We start from the raw sequence: 14,693 nt of genomic DNA, 5'->3' as shown, positions 1-14,693 counted from the left end.
CATTCGGCCCCTCCGGCGGAGCTACGCTCCCCGCCCCAAACGCGGCCGATGGCACTTGACGTGTGAATCCGGCGGTTCCGGCTTTGACGGCGGCAGACGCCGGGACTATGTAGTCCCCTCATGACCCCCTCAGAAACATCCCCAGCCTGGCCGGACCACAAACCGACCGCGCTCCTCGTGCTCGCCGATGGCACCGTGCTGGAAGGCTTCGGCCTCGGTGCGGAAGGCCAGGCCGTGGGCGAAGTCTGCTTCAACACGGCGATGACCGGTTATGAGGAGATCCTCACCGATCCCTCCTATGCCGGACAGCTGATCACTTTCACCTTCCCGCATATCGGCAATGTCGGCACCAACGACGAGGATATCGAGACGGTGAACATGGCGGCGACGCCAGGCGCCCGCGGCGTGATCCTGCGCTCGGCGATCACCGACCCGTCGAATTACCGCTCATCGCGCCATCTCGACGCCTGGCTGAAGGCGCGCGGCATCATCGGCATTTCCGGCATCGACACCCGCGCCCTGACCGCACTGATCCGCAACAAGGGCATGCCCAATGCGGTGATTGCCCATGCCAGGGACGGCAAGTTCGACCTGCACGGCCTCAAGGAAGAAGCGCGCGAATGGCCCGGCCTCGAAGGCATGGACCTGGTGCCGATGGTGACCTCCGCCCAGCGCTTCACCTGGGACGAGACTCCCTGGGAATGGGAAAAGGGCTTCGGCCGCCAGACCAATCCTGAATTCAACGTCGTCGCCATCGATTACGGCATCAAGCGCAACATCCTGCGCCTGCTGGCAGGCGAAGGCTGCAAGGTCACGGTGGTTCCGGCCACGACCTCGGCAGAAGAGATCATGGCGCTGAAGCCGGACGGCGTGTTCCTGTCGAACGGCCCGGGCGATCCCGCCGAGACCGGCAAATATGCCGTGCCTGTCATCAAGCAGGTGATCGATTCCGGCGTGCCCATATTCGGTATCTGCCTCGGTCACCAGATGCTCGGCCTCGCGGTCGGCGCCAGGACCAAGAAGATGCATCAGGGCCATCACGGCGCCAATCATCCGGTCAAGGACGAGACCACCGGCAAGGTGGAAATCACCTCGATGAACCACGGCTTCGCGGTGGACGAAGCGACGCTGCCCAAGGGCACGACGCAGACCCACATCTCGCTATTCGACGGATCCAATTGCGGCATCCAGCTCGACGGCAAGCCGGTGTTCTCGGTTCAGTACCATCCGGAGGCTTCCCCCGGTCCGCGCGACTCGCACTACTTGTTCAAGCGGTTCGCGGATCTGATGCGGGCGAAGAAGGCGTCGTAAGCGCTTCGATCCGACAAACGCAGTCTTATCGGTCATCATGGCCCTCGCGTCTGCAATCGACGGATCGCTGAAAGGCAGGGCGTGACGCACGTGATCGACTCACGCACGTGGCCTGCGCAACGGTCAATATCGGGCCACCTCCACAGCCTTTCGTAAAGCCGTGCGGAATTCCGAGCAATCGGCCGTACGCCGCTCGACGCACTGCGGTCGGGTTGGTAAGCCGTCTCCGCAAGGAGACCTGAGTCGAGACATGACCGTTGCGATCGAGATGGGGCAGACGACGTCAGGCGCCCCGGCGGCTCTGGACCTCGAGGAACTGCTGGCGACGCGCCTGCTCGTGCAGGGCAATTCGGGTTCCGGAAAATCGCATCTGCTGCGCCGGCTGCTCGAACAGAGCGCCCCCTGGGTGCAGCAGACCATCATCGATCCCGAAGGCGATTTCGTCTCTCTGGCCGAGCGTTTCGGTCATCTGGTGATCGATGCCGAGGCGCACACCGAACGCGGGTTGCAGGTCGCCGGCGAGCGCGCGCGCATGCACCGCGTCTCCACGGTGCTCAATCTCGAAGGGCTGGATGCCAAGAATCAGATGCGCCGCGCCGCCGCCTTTCTCGGTGGACTGTTCGACGCGCCCCGCGACCATTGGTATCCGATGCTCGTGGTGGTGGACGAGGCGCAGCTGTTCGCCCCGGCCGTCGCGGGCGAGGTGTCGGACGAAGCGCGTAAGCTTTCGCTCGGCGCCATGACCAACCTGATGTGCCGCGGCCGCAAACGCGGGCTTGCCGGCGTCATCGCCACGCAACGACTGGCGAAGCTCGCCAAGAATGTCGCGGCCGAAGCATCGAACTTCCTGATGGGCCGCACCTTCCTCGATATCGACATGGCGCGCGCCGCCGATCTCCTCGGCATGGAGCGGCGACAGGCCGAATCCTTCCGCGACCTCGAGCGCGGGCAATTCATGGCGCTCGGCCCCGCCCTCTCCCGCCGACCGCTGGGACTGCGCATCGGCACAACCGAGACCAGCCCGCGCAATGCGACGCCGCGCCTGATGCCGCTGCCTGAAGCGACACTCGACGACGTGCGCGCGACGATTCTCGCAGCGCCGCCGCCGGAGCCCGTCCGGGCGCAGCGCCGCGCGCCGTCATCACCAGATCTGCTTGGTCAGCTCATGGCGGCAAAGTCCGCCGCGCTGGAGGTTCGGCCCGATGTACCGGAGACGCCAATCAGCGCCGAGGAACTGGCTGCGCGGCGCGAGCGCGTCGACCGCGTGTTGCAAGCCTTGATGGCAGAACCCGATGCAGGATTTCGGGTCGTCGGCGTGCTCTATCAGGAATTCGTGGTCCGCTGCCGGATCGAGGGGCTCGGTGCCGCCGTGCCGGACCTCGATGACTTCCGTCGCATGCTGACGCGGGCCCGCGCCGGCCTCGGCTCCGAGATGGCAGATGATGACGGCTGGCAGGACGTCTCCGTCCGCGCCTCGATCCTTCCCGACGACATGCAAGGCGTCTTCATGATGATCGCCCGCGCCGCCAAGGAAGGATGGCCATGCCCGAGCGACGCAGCGATTGCCCGCGCCTATGGCTCGCACTCCCTGCGCCGTGCGCGCCGCCTGCTCAGTTACATCGAGGAGCAAGGTCTCATCGTGTGCCAGCTCGACGGCGCCGGTCGGCGCATCGTGACGCTCGTTGAGTTAGCTTGGGCGACGGCACCCGGCGATCCCAATGCCGAGGAAGTGCCCGCGGAGCAGGCCTGACGCCGCTTCAGTCCGCCGAGAAGCCGAACGGAACGTTCAGCGTCCTGAAATCATCCGGCAACAACTCGCGCCCGATCGGAAGCGCCGAGCGCGCAGCGCAGCGTGGACGGTGGCAGACGCGGCATGCGACGCCGATTGGCGTCGGCGCATCCGCGCGCGGCGCCGACGCATCGCGGGTGTAGATCAACTGCCCCGCATGCTCCGCAGCGCAACCGATGGCAATCGCGCGCTCCACGCGCTGTGCGCCGTAGGCACCTCCGCCGGCCGTGACCGTGCGGGCGATGGAGAAAAAACGCTGGCCATCCGGCAATTCCAGCCACTGTGTCACGATCTGGCGCGGCGTTTTGAAAACGTCATGCACCGACCACAGCGGGCACGCACCGCCGTGCTTGGCGAATGGAAAGCCCGCGCCATCGAGCAGTTTTGAAATATTGCCGGCGGGATCGACCCGGATCAGGAAGAACGGGACTTTCTCCGCACCCGGCCGCTGCAAGGTGGTGATGCGATGCGCGGTCTGCTCGAAGCTGGCGCCGAATTGGCGCGCCAGCGCTTCGAGATCATAGCGACGCGTCTCGGCGGCGCGCGCGAAAGCCGCATAGGGCATGATCAGCGCCGCGGCGGCATAGCCCGCGAGTGCACGGCGTGCCAGAAGTTCGGCACTCTTGGTGGTGAACTGGCCGTCTTCCAGCGCTGTGCCGATCTCGTTTTCCATTTCGAGATAGACGAGTTGCTGGGCGAGCTGGAAGTTGAGACTGGCGGTGTCGAGCGAGTCCTCAAGCAGCAATTGCTTGCGATGCAGATCCAGTCGTCGCACCGAGCCGAGCATGACGTCCGGCGGCAGATAGCGCACTTGCAGCTTGTGTCGGGTCTTGAGACGCTCGACGAAACCGCCCGGACCGGCCGTCGCCTGCACGAGCCGTTCGGCTGCGTCATCGAGACCCGCGAAATTGTTGCGGCGCGCCGCGAGAAATCGCCTGACCTCGGCCACGGGATCATTGGCATCATAGCCTTCGCCAGCCGCTTGCGATGCACTGCCCGCGAGCGCCGGCGCGCGCCGGTCCGCCAGCGCAAGCTGTTCCTCGCGATAGGCCGTGTAGAGCCGCAGGAACGCTTCGGCCATGCCGGGATAGCTGACCGCGAGATCGCTGATTTCGAGCGCGGGGATATCGATGTCCGAAAACATCGGCTCCTTCAGGATCGACTGCATCCGCGCCGTATTGTCGGCGCCGCCGTCGCCGGCGAGATCGGCAAGATCGATCGTATAGGTGCGGGCCAGCCGCAGCAGCATGTCGGCCGTCATCGGCCGCTGGTTGCGCTCCAGCAGCGCGACATAGGGTGCGGATATTTCGAGATCTGCCGCCATATCGGCCTGAGTCAGGCCCAAATCGCGCCGAAGCCGCCGCAATCGGGGACCCATGAAGACAGAACGCCCAACCGAGGTAGCCATCTGCGCCCTCCCACATCTTGTAATTATCTTACAGAATTACACGCATAATTTGTAAAGTATGACAAGTTATCTGCGTTCCGTCTAGCGACTGGCGATCCCGCCCTTACAACCAGGGACAGGTTTTTCGTCAGCCAAAGGGATCGAGACAATGAACTTCCAGCCACGCGGGATCAGCAACCAGACAATCCTCGGCACGGGCTCCTATCAGAGCGAAATCGAGGCGGCGTCGGCGCTACTCAAGACCAAGGACACCTGGAACGGCGTCACCGCCGAAGCCGTCGCACGCATGCGCCTGCAGAACCGCTTCAAGACCGGCCTCGACGTCGCACGCTACACCGCGTCGCTGATGCGTGCCGACATGGCGGCCTATGATGCGGACACCACCAAGTATACCCAGTCGCTCGGTTGCTGGCACGGCTTCATCGCGCAGCAGAAGCTGATCTCGGTCAAGAAGCACTTCGGCACCACCGACCGCACCTACCTGTATCTGTCAGGCTGGATGATCGCAGCGCTGCGCTCCGAATTCGGCCCGCTGCCGGATCAGTCGATGCATGAGAAGACCTCGGTGCCGGCGCTGATCGAAGAGCTCTACACCTTCCTGCGTCAGGCCGACTCGCGCGAACTCAACGACATCTTCCGCAGCCTCGACGCAGCCCGCAAGGCTGGCGACAAGGCAAAGGAAGCAGCATTGATCGAGAAGATCGACAACTTCCAGACCCACGTCGTTCCGGTCATCGCCGATATCGACGCCGGCTTCGGCAATGCGGAAGCAACTTATCTTCTGGCCAAGAAGATGATCGAGGCCGGCGCCTGCGCGCTGCAGATCGAAAACCAGGTCTCGGACGAGAAGCAGTGCGGCCATCAGGACGGCAAGGTGACCGTGCCGCACGAAGTCTTCCTCGCGAAGATTCGCGCCTGCCGCCACGCCTTCCTCGAAATGGGCGTCGAAGACGGCATCATCGTCACCCGCACGGACTCGCTCGGTGCCGGTCTGACGCAGCAGATCGCTGTCAGCCACAAGCCGGGCGACCTCGGCGACCAGTACAACAGCTTCCTGGATTGCGAGGAGATCACCGCTGACAACGCGAAGAACGGAGACGTCATCATCAACCGCAATGGCAAGATGATGCGTCCGAAGCGTCTGCCCAGCAACCTGTACCAGTTCCGCGAAGGCACCGGCCAGGACCGCGTCGTGCTCGACTGCATCACCTCGCTGCAGAACGGCGCCGACCTGCTGTGGATCGAGACCGAAAAGCCGAATATCGAGCAGATCGCCAAGATGGTCGATCGCATTCGTGAAGTGATCCCGAATGCGAAGCTGGCCTACAACAACTCGCCGTCGTTCAACTGGACGCTCAACTTCCGTTGGCAGGTCTATGACGCGATGAAGGAAGCCGGCAAGGATGTCAGCAAGTACAATCGCGCCGAACTGATGAAGGCCGAATATGACAACACGCCGCTGGCACAGGAAGCCGACGAGCTGATCCGCACCTTCCAGGCGGATTCGGCCAAGCGCGCCGGCATCTTCCATCACCTGATCACGCTGCCGACCTATCACACGGCTGCACTGTCAACCGACAACCTCGCCAAGGAGTATTTCGGCGAACAGGGCATGCTGGGTTACGTCAAGAACGTCCAGCGCGCCGAGATCCGCCAGAGCATCGCCTGCGTCCGCCACCAGAACATGGCTGGTTCGGACATCGGCGACGATCACAAGGAATACTTCGCCGGCGAGGCAGCCCTGAAGGCGGGCGGCGCGCACAATACGATGAACCAGTTCGGCTAATCTCTACGGTTCAGTCCATCGCAAAATCAGCCTGGGGTCTTGTCAGACCTCAGGCTGATTTCGTTGTTGGTTCAAATGCCGCCCCGACCTCGGGCGCACCCGTCACTGGACGGCAGCGACAGGAATGCCGGTGGTCCGGATCATGCCCGTCAAGCTCGGCAGCATCTTCCTGGCGCTATTCGCATCGGCCAATCCATGATCGAGCAATAGCTATCGAGATCGACCAGGGTAGCTAGCACCCTTACGTCCGAATGGGTGAACTCACCGAAGCGCGACTCACCAAACGCCCCTTCTACGATTGCTGACCCAGCGATACATGCCTTCGATGTTCGGGACCCGCATGAATGCATATCCGAACCAGGCCTTGTATTCGTCTTTGAAGGTCACGTGGCGCCAGATCTGGTCCCAGCTTTCGCCCTTGCGGATAAGTGCGAGCACTTGGTCATGCAGGCTTATCATGTATTCCCGCAGCGCTCGTTGGTCATCCTTGTTCGAAAGTTCATAATGCCCGACGTCGATGTATTGCACGTCCTGCTTCAGCACCCAGTCCAGAGACTCGATCCACCCATCATAGTAAAAATCGAGAAAATCCATGTACGGAAGCGTCTTGGCCTCGCAGATATCCGTGCACTGGAGCGCCTTTTCCTTCGGGAAGTACACCAGCGTCATGCTGTTCGAATGGCTCGGTGCAATGTGGTGAAGCTCCACCGTTTCACCACCGAGCGTAATGGTCATTTTGCGATCGAACACCTTGTCCGGCACGGCAACGGGAAGCCGCTCCCCGACAATCGCCTCGAGTGCGTTTCGCTGGGCCACGACGATGGCACCGTCTTGCTGCAACACCTGGGAGCCTGCGATATGGTCGAAGTGGCCGTGCGTATAGACGACGTATTTGATGCCGACACCGAAGCGGCTTTTGATCTCGTCACGCAGCCAGGTCGCCGTGCAGGTCAGCGCCGGATCAATCACCAGCGCGCCCTCATTGGTGATAAGGACGAGGCCGCTGTGAAGCGCAGGCAGCGCTGTGTTGGTGTGCCGGTAAACGTTGCCACTGACCTGAGTGAGGGTTCGTGGCGTGCTCGAACAGGCTGCGGCGGTGGGATCGGGTAGAATCTCCCGGTTGGTATATTGCGCGCGCGGGACGGCCTCGCCGGTATCGCTTGCCGCGAATGCGGTGAGCGGGGTGAGCGCGGCGGCGCTCACTAACGCCGCCGCCAGAGCGGATATCAACTTTACCATTACTGCTTCTCCTTTATTGCGAATCTAGATGCTGAATCCCGGGACAGCCGATCGCTCACGGCGGGAGGCCGTGGTTTCTCATCCGGTCCGAGGAACGATTGCATTCACCCGCTGTTCGGCTAGCCTCGACGCGAAGCGGAAGCCGAACGCGAAAGAGCGACACTGCCGCGATCGATTGCGGCGATGCTTTTGGCGCCGGCGAATACCATCGCGCCCTTCAGTTCATCGCCAAGAAAATCAATGACGCTCTTGACCCCTGCGGAGCCGCCAAGTCCGAGGCCATAGAGGACCGGACGCCCGATGGCGACAGCGGTCGCTCCGAGCGCGAGCGCGCGAAATATTTCGACGCCTCTTCGGATGCCGCTATCGAAAATGATTGGTGTCTGTCCGCCCAGCGCGTCTGCTATTGCGGGTAGCGCCGTCACGCTCGCCGGGAGTCCGTCGAGCTGGCGAGCACCGTGGTTCGAGACCTGAATGGCGACCGCGCCCGCTTTGACGGCCTGGACCGCATCGTCAGGCCGCAAGATGCCTTTGACCACCACGGGCAAGCCCGAGACGTCCCGGCAGAAGGCGATGTCGTCCCAGGTGACATTTTTCTTCTGGTTGTAGAAATTGCCTGTGCCGCCGAAGCGGGGATCATGATTGCCGAAGGTGAGGCTGTCCGGGAACCGTCCGCCTATCCGGGCGACGCGCTCACTGCGCCCGGGGCCGGTGGCATCCACGGTCAGGATAATTGCGGTGAAGCCTGCTTGCCGCGCCCGCTGCAGCAGGGACCGCGTCACCCCGACGTCGCGGTTGAAGTAGATCTGAAACCACTTCGGTCCCGACGTCGCTCGCGCGATCTCCTCCATCGTTCGGTTTGAGGCGCCCGAGCATTGGTAGAGCGTGCCGGCCGCACCTGCCCCGGCTGCCGTGGCCACCTCGCCTTGCTCGTGAACAACCCCGTGCACCCCCATCGGCGCGACGATAATGGGAAACGGCAGATCGACATCAAGAAGCCTGGTCTTGAGATCGACCGACTTTGCGTCAACGCCGGACAGCATCCGGGGCATGATCGGAAAGTCTTCAAAGGCGCGGCGGTTTTCCCGGAGCGTCCATTCGTCGCCGGCGCCTCCCGATACGAATGCATAGGCGAATTCAGTCAATTTCCCCTGCGCCTGCTGCTCCAGCAAATCGAGGTTGATGATCGAAACCGGATGATCTTCAGTACTGGCGCGATAAGTCGGCGAGGCCAAAGCTGGCTTGGAAGATGTTGCAGCATTTTGGGCCAAGACGGAGCGCGGATGCATAGTAAGCGCCGCAGCGCCAAGTCCAACCGTCGTTTCGAAAAGGCGACGTCTCGAAAGGCTCATTGTCTTTGCTCCAGCAGAAAGTTCGGCGTATTCGTTCATTTTCTTGTCATCGATACGCCAGACCGTTGCCTCGACACCTACGTCGAAGATACTTTGCGCGGAAGGCACATAAGTTAAATCGTAACGATCAACATCATCGATATGCCAGCGGCGCCCCCCACGTTCGAGCAATTGAAGGTCTTCATCGCGGTTGTCGAAGAAGGCGGATTCTCTGCAGCTGCCCGGCGACTGAATCGTCGTCAATCCGTCATCAGCTACACAATTTCAAATCTCGAAGATCAACTTGGTGGCGTTCCGCTGTTCGATCGCACCACGCGTCGTCCAACACTCACGGATGCCGGACGGGCCGTTCTGGCGAACGCTCGCACGATAGCCGCGGGAATGGACCAGCTATGCGCTCGCATAAACGGCCTGCAGTCCGGACTTGAGGCAGAAATTGCCCTTGTGGTTGACGTCATGATGCCAATGCAGCTGCTGGTCGGGTCTCTTGCCGACTTTCACGCGAACTTCCCCGCTGTCGGGTTGCGGCTCCATGTCGAAACGCTCGGAGGCGTTGCCACACGCGTCCTCGACGGCACGTGCACGATCGGGATCAGCGGGCCGTTGTTCTACGCGGTCGATGGGCTGGACCAGTGCTGCATAGGATCGACGTCGCTCATCCCGGTTGCAGCGCCATCGCATTCACTAGCGCAAAGTGTCGATGCCATTCCCAGCGCGATGGCTCGCAAGCATACCCAACTGGTCCTGGCCGATCGCTCTCGCCTGTCGGAAGGGCGCGACTTCGCTGTTCTTGCCGCCGACACCTGGCGTGTTTCCGATCTGAGCGTCAAGCATGCCTTGCTCCTGGCCGGAGTCGGATGGGGCAACATGCCTGCCGCTGCGGTGGACGACGATATTCGGGCGGGGCGGCTGGTCCCGCTGCCGTTGGCCGAGTGGCGCAAGCGACCATATCCCCTGTACGCGGTTCACCGCGCCCAGAAAGTGCCCGGTCCTGCTGCATGCTGGCTGATAAAGCGCATTTCCCAAGAGGCCGCATTGATCCAGCCGTAGTCGGCCACGCGTAGTCCCGCACCATGCTCCCGGCGAATCTGTTGAGCGCGACGCCGGGCAGCGCCGTTACCTACATTGTTCTGCTCCGGGCGTACCCGCCACGCGGCGACGGGCAGCAGTCGGCTACGATCCGGGTCAATTTGATTCACTCCGGTCAGTAGACCGCGCCAGTATCCGGATCCACAATGATCTCGACGAGATGCGGGCCGTCATGCCTGAGAGACGCGGCTAATGCGTTCGGCAAATCCTCCGCTCGAGTTACGCGCGTCCCCTCACCGCCGAATGCCGCGGCGAGAGTGGTGAAATCTATTCCCGGTACATCGATGCCGGGCGGATACTTGCTCTGCATGATCTTGCTGAAAGCACGCATGGCGCCATAGCCCCGATTATTAAGAACAACGACCGTGAGCGGCAGCGCTTGCTGGACGGCGGTCCATAAGGCTTGCACCGAGTACATGGCGGAGCCATCACCGATCAGGCAGATCACGCGGCGACCCTTGGCGAGCGCTATGCCCACGGCAGCAGGCAGGCCGTAACCGAGGCCGCCGCTCGCCATCGTATAAAAGCCACCACTCCGTCGTATCGGCAGAAATCGCTGCATGGCCGGGCGATGAGACGGTGCCTCTTCGACAATGATGGTTTCAGCCGGGACGACTTGCGACAGGGACTGCATCACGAACTCGATCGGGATCGGATCGCGAGCCGCGACCGCGGGCGGCGCCGGCCTCACAGGAGTGCGCGGGCGCGAGCTTGGTAGAAGCAGATCAAGCAACGCCGAAAGGGACAACTTCATCGTGCCGAGGATGCTCGTCGCACTCGGCGCCCGGGCCGCCGCGAAAGCATCGTCTACGATCTGATAGATCGGTACATCCGAGCGAAACACATTGGCGTCGCCAGGCACATGAAAGGTGAACACCGGTGCGCCCAGGACGACGATCAGGTCGTAGGCTTCGAGGATCTGCGATAATTTCTCAGGGATCGCGGGCAGAAAGCCCGCGAAGAGCGGATGGTCTTCCGGGAAGTTGGCGCGACTCGCTGTCGGCGCTTCCCAGACCGGAGCATTGACCCGCTCGGCCAAAGCCACTGCGAGTTCGAACGCGCCGTCACGATCGATGGCGGGTCCCACGACGAACACCGGCCGTTCGCTCCCGTTGATGGCCGCGGCTAGTTCGGCAAGGAGAGCCGGGTCTGGTGCAAAAGCCCGAGCGACCTTGCGGGGCGCCACCGGAAAGGTCGAGCAGGACCAGTCGTCGGCGGGAATCGACACGAAGGTTGGCCCGCACGGCTTTTGCATCGCCATGTAATAGGCTTCGGCAATTGCCGCAGGCACGTCCTCCGCCCTGGCCGGCTCACAACTCCATTTGACGTAGGGGCGCGGGAACTCCGTGGCGCGGTCGGCACCGAGATAGGGATCAAGGTTGAGCAGGCTGCGCGCCTGCTGACCGGCCGTGATGACCAAGGGCGTCTGATTGCGATAGGCCGTGAAGATGTTGCCGAGCGCGTTGCCGACACCCGCCGCCGAATGAAGATTGACGAAAGCGGCGCGTCCGGTCGCCTGGGCATAGCCATCCGCCATTCCGACGACCGACGCTTCCTGCAGCGCCAAAATATAGCGGAAGTCATCAGGCCAGTCGTGAAGGAAGGCGAGCTCCGTCGATCCGGGATTTCCGAAGACGGTCGTCATATCAAGCGCACGCAATAGATCGATGGTGGCCTGCCTGACGGTGACCGACGCAGGCTTTCTGTTGTTCTGGTGCATGTTCATTTCATCGATAACCAGGGGTTACAGCAAGTTCGGGCAGGTCCTTCCGGCGGCCGTAGGGTCTGGCGAAATGCACCAGGATTGCCCCAACGATGGCCGGGAGGACCGGCAACAGCAGGATGTCTTTCGCCTCCCAGCCCCAGCCAAGAGGAACAGCCACGATCGCGGGACTCGCGATGGCGCCGATTCGACCGACTGTGAGAGCCCAGCCGACCGCAATGGAGCGGACAGTCGTCGGATAATTATTGGCGATCAGCACCACGATTGCTGATTGCCCGGCGATCCAAGCGCCGCCCGCGAGGAAAATCGCCGACATGAGAATTGCGACGTTACCGCCAGCGTGTGTCGCGAGGAACAAGGACGCCGCCCCGAGCAGAAATGTTGCGCTCACAATCCGTCGAGCACCAAAGCCATCGCAGAGCCGTCCAATGAAAAGACCAAAAAGAATACCGCCGATGTTGAGTACCGCCGATCCCAGAACCGCCGTTTGCATGGACAAACCGCTACGTGCCAGCAGACTGGGAATCCAGTTGACGAGGAAATAGAAGCCCATCAGCAGAATGATCTCGGAGATCCAGAACAGCACCGTCATGACGGCGCGGCCGTCACGAAAGACACCGACGATCGAGGTCTTGACAGTCTCGTCAGGACCCGCGATCAGCACGCTGTCACGCTCGATCACATGCTCCGGGGCAACCTTCGACAAGATCGCACGCGCACGACCCTGATCGCCTTTTTTGCGCAAGAGGAATGCGAGCGACTCCGGCATTGCGAACGCGGCAACGGCCGCGACGCAAAGAGCGCTGGCTCCGCCGAGCCAATAGACGCTCTGCCAACCGAAATTGGGAATGAGGTAAGACGCCAGCAGCCCACCAAGGAAGCCGCCGCCGGGTATCCCGATAAACGCCCAGTTGCCAAACGTCGCGCGACGATGTTTGGGCGCGTATTCGCTCACGAGCGAAGCCATCACCGTCGGAAGACCGCCCAGGCCAAGGCCGGCCACGAACCGAAGCACCAGCAGTTGCGTGACTGTTTCCGCCATCGGCGTGATTAGTGTCACGCATCCGAAAAGAGCAGTTGCCCACACGAAAACGAACCGTCGCCCCAGCCGATCGGCGATTTCACCGAACATGAGCGACCCGAACATCATGCCCGCAAGTCCGCTGCTGAATGCTGGCGCGAAGGAGATGATGGATATGCCCCAATCCGCAGCTATCGCGGGAGCAGTGAAAGCAAGCGCCTGATTGTCGAAGCCGTCGACTAAGGCGACGAGAATATTGATCGCAAGTACTTGGATGTGGATCAATCGTATCGCGGCTTGATCGATGACCGGATTAATATCGACCGTACGTGTCATTGACGAGTCCTCCCAATCTTTCTTTTTTTCTACTCCTCGCCTCGATCGCATTCATGCTTTTGGATTGTAGTGATCCGAAAGCATGAACGTGATCGAGTCAAAAGCGTTAGAGCATGATGCCGTCTGGAAAACGGCATGCGTTTTTTCGGCGCCGTACTAGATCTGTTCGGAAATTCGGCCGGAGACGTTCTGAGTGATGTGTTTTGATTCGAGGAATAGTTCGAGTGCAGCAAGGCCATTCAAGCGGCCGATGCCGCTTTGCTTGAATCCGCCTTCCTCGAACTCGTCGAGAACCGAAGCCCATTCATTGATCCAGACGGTGCCCGCATCGATTTCGGAAGCGACCCGCAGTGGTCGGTCCGCGTCGCGCGACCAAACGCTGGCAGCGAGGCCATACTCGGTGGCATTCGCCAGCTGAATTGCCTCGGCTTCGGTATCGAATACCTGCATCACCAGAACCGGCCCGAAGACTTCCTGCGCGACGATCGGCATGTTCCCGCTGACTTCCAGGAGCGTCGGCCGGTAGAACGCCCCGCCGGCGAGAGGTCCATCGCTCACGGGGCCGCCTCGCACGATACTCCGTGCACCCGAGGCAATCGCATCCCTCACGATGTTGTCGACCCGCTCGACGTTCTGCTTGTCGATCATTGGCCCCATATCACTTGCAGGGTCGCTTCCAGGTCCTACGCGGACCCGTTCGAGCCGCGCAGAGATCCCGTCTCTGACCTTGTCGGCAATCCCGCGCTGAACGAGCAGACGGCTCCCCGTCATACAAAATTGCCCCGCGAACACGGTGACTGCTTTCTCGAGAACGGGTAGCAATGCGTTCACGTCGGCATCGTCGAAGACGACGATGGGCGTCTTTCCGCCCAGCTCATTCCCGACGGCCTTGAGCTGCTTTGCGGCCGCGGCGCTGATCATCCGCCCCGTTGCAGTGCTGCCCGTGAAGCTGATGACCGGCACATCGGGCGACTCGACGATCAGTCGCGCGCCCTCGCTACCGTGTTCCGTGAAAATGTTGACGACACCGGTCGGTAGTGACGGTGCCTGAGCGATCACCTCGGCGATCTTGGCGTTCACCTGAGCGGTTTGGGCCGGCATTTTGACGACGGCGGTCGCCCCCGCGGCTAAAGCCGGGGCGAGCGATCGCACGAGTAGGATGACGGGGGAGTTCCATGGCACGATCAGCCCAGCCACACCGGCTGGCTCGCGCAGGACGATCGAGAAACGACCCGGCCGAGCCTGAAGCGCCCTTCCTGCGTCGGTAAGCGCCAAAGCCGCATAGTAGCGCAGCTTGGGCGCGACGAGCGACATCTCGAAATCTGCTTCGCCGCGGACCTTGCCGTTTTCGAGCGTGAGCAGACGACTCAATTCCTGAAAATGAGTCTCGAACAAATCTGCAAGTTCATTGAGGACGCGGGAACGTAACGCTCTGTCTTTCCTCCATGTCGTATCTATGAACGCGGTGCGCGCAGCAGCAATGGCCGCGCCGGCCTCGGCAACCCCACCGTCGGCGTAGACGCCGATAACCTCACCGGTGGCGGGATTAATGCTTTGGCGATGGTACGGAGAGTCGACCCATTCGGCACCGATCCAGTGACGAGCAACTTCGCTATGTGTCATGCGATACCTCCCTCTG

The 14,693-nt window shown here is 61.9% G+C and carries 10 protein-coding genes; 4 read left to right on the top strand and 6 right to left on the bottom strand.

Annotation, left to right across the window (positions count from 1 at the left end; genetic code table 11):
- Nucleotides 1-120: 120 nt before the first annotated feature.
- A complete protein-coding gene (gene carA, locus AC1RLZ_RS07055; RefSeq protein ID WP_493188062.1) occupies nucleotides 121-1,311 on the top strand; it encodes a glutamine-hydrolyzing carbamoyl-phosphate synthase small subunit in 1,191 nt (396 codons plus the stop codon).
- Between the two features lie 250 nt (nucleotides 1,312-1,561).
- Complete coding sequence (locus tag AC1RLZ_RS07050) at nucleotides 1,562-3,061, top strand: helicase HerA domain-containing protein (RefSeq protein WP_493188061.1); 1,500 nt, start codon at nucleotides 1,562-1,564, stop codon at nucleotides 3,059-3,061.
- 7 nt (nucleotides 3,062-3,068) lie between these two features.
- Here AC1RLZ_RS07050 and AC1RLZ_RS07045 read toward each other — a convergent pair whose 3' ends face one another.
- On the bottom strand, nucleotides 3,069-4,508 hold the full coding sequence (locus tag AC1RLZ_RS07045) for a helix-turn-helix domain-containing protein (RefSeq protein WP_493188060.1): 1,440 nt from the start codon (nucleotides 4,506-4,508) through the stop codon (nucleotides 3,069-3,071).
- A gap of 148 nt (nucleotides 4,509-4,656) precedes the next feature.
- On the opposite strand from AC1RLZ_RS07045, the gene AC1RLZ_RS07040 reads away from it, so the two are divergent.
- Nucleotides 4,657-6,294 (top strand): isocitrate lyase, encoded by a 1,638-nt coding sequence (locus AC1RLZ_RS07040; RefSeq protein WP_493188059.1) that lies wholly within the window; start codon nucleotides 4,657-4,659, stop codon nucleotides 6,292-6,294.
- 276 nt (nucleotides 6,295-6,570) lie between these two features.
- Here the strand turns inward: AC1RLZ_RS07040 and AC1RLZ_RS07035 are convergent, their stop codons facing one another.
- Together AC1RLZ_RS07035 and AC1RLZ_RS07030 are read right to left on the bottom strand one after the other, a co-directional pair.
- The gene (locus AC1RLZ_RS07035) at nucleotides 6,571-7,533 is read right to left on the bottom strand and encodes an MBL fold metallo-hydrolase (protein WP_493188058.1); all 963 of its coding nucleotides are present in this window, start codon (nucleotides 7,531-7,533) and stop codon (nucleotides 6,571-6,573) included.
- A gap of 119 nt (nucleotides 7,534-7,652) precedes the next feature.
- Entirely contained in the window at nucleotides 7,653-9,128 is a 1,476-nt protein-coding gene (locus AC1RLZ_RS07030; protein WP_493188057.1) for an alpha-hydroxy-acid oxidizing protein, read from the bottom strand.
- On the opposite strand from AC1RLZ_RS07030, the gene AC1RLZ_RS07025 reads away from it, so the two are divergent.
- Nucleotides 9,027-9,935, top strand: coding sequence for a LysR family transcriptional regulator (locus AC1RLZ_RS07025; protein WP_493188056.1), 909 nt, complete (start codon nucleotides 9,027-9,029; stop codon nucleotides 9,933-9,935). The genes AC1RLZ_RS07030 and AC1RLZ_RS07025 overlap by 102 nt on opposite strands.
- 154 nt (nucleotides 9,936-10,089) lie before the next feature.
- On the opposite strand, the gene mdlC is transcribed toward AC1RLZ_RS07025, so the two are convergent.
- The 3 genes from mdlC to AC1RLZ_RS07010 form a co-directional block, all read right to left on the bottom strand.
- Nucleotides 10,090-11,700, bottom strand: a complete 1,611-nt coding sequence (gene mdlC, locus AC1RLZ_RS07020) for a benzoylformate decarboxylase (RefSeq protein ID WP_493188055.1) — start codon at nucleotides 11,698-11,700, stop codon at nucleotides 10,090-10,092.
- 1 nt (nucleotide 11,701) lies between these two features.
- Nucleotides 11,702-13,054: an MFS transporter gene (locus AC1RLZ_RS07015; protein ID WP_493188054.1), complete on the bottom strand. Its 1,353-nt coding sequence runs from the start codon at nucleotides 13,052-13,054 to the stop codon at nucleotides 11,702-11,704.
- Nucleotides 13,055-13,210: 156 nt separating this feature from the next.
- Nucleotides 13,211-14,677: an aldehyde dehydrogenase family protein gene (locus AC1RLZ_RS07010; RefSeq protein ID WP_493188053.1), complete on the bottom strand. Its 1,467-nt coding sequence runs from the start codon at nucleotides 14,675-14,677 to the stop codon at nucleotides 13,211-13,213.
- Between the last annotated feature and the right edge of the window lie 16 nt (nucleotides 14,678-14,693).

Source organism: Tardiphaga sp. GW822-FHT04G09 (assembly GCF_058800725.1).
Note: the sequence above shows the minus strand (reverse complement) of the source record. Positions and strands in the feature narration are given on the sequence as shown.

Coding starts and splice junctions, on each gene's coding strand:
- carA (WP_493188062.1), top strand. CDS start 121: ATGACCCCCTCAGAAACATCCCCAGCCTGGCCGGACCACAAACCGACC.
- AC1RLZ_RS07050 (WP_493188061.1), top strand. CDS start 1,562: ATGACCGTTGCGATCGAGATGGGGCAGACGACGTCAGGCGCCCCGGCG.
- AC1RLZ_RS07045 (WP_493188060.1), bottom strand. CDS start 4,508: ATGGCTACCTCGGTTGGGCGTTCTGTCTTCATGGGTCCCCGATTGCGG.
- AC1RLZ_RS07040 (WP_493188059.1), top strand. CDS start 4,657: ATGAACTTCCAGCCACGCGGGATCAGCAACCAGACAATCCTCGGCACG.
- AC1RLZ_RS07035 (WP_493188058.1), bottom strand. CDS start 7,533: ATGGTAAAGTTGATATCCGCTCTGGCGGCGGCGTTAGTGAGCGCCGCC.
- AC1RLZ_RS07025 (WP_493188056.1), top strand. CDS start 9,027: ATGCCAGCGGCGCCCCCCACGTTCGAGCAATTGAAGGTCTTCATCGCG.
- mdlC (WP_493188055.1), bottom strand. CDS start 11,700: ATGAACATGCACCAGAACAACAGAAAGCCTGCGTCGGTCACCGTCAGG.
- AC1RLZ_RS07015 (WP_493188054.1), bottom strand. CDS start 13,054: ATGACACGTACGGTCGATATTAATCCGGTCATCGATCAAGCCGCGATA.
- AC1RLZ_RS07010 (WP_493188053.1), bottom strand. CDS start 14,677: ATGACACATAGCGAAGTTGCTCGTCACTGGATCGGTGCCGAATGGGTC.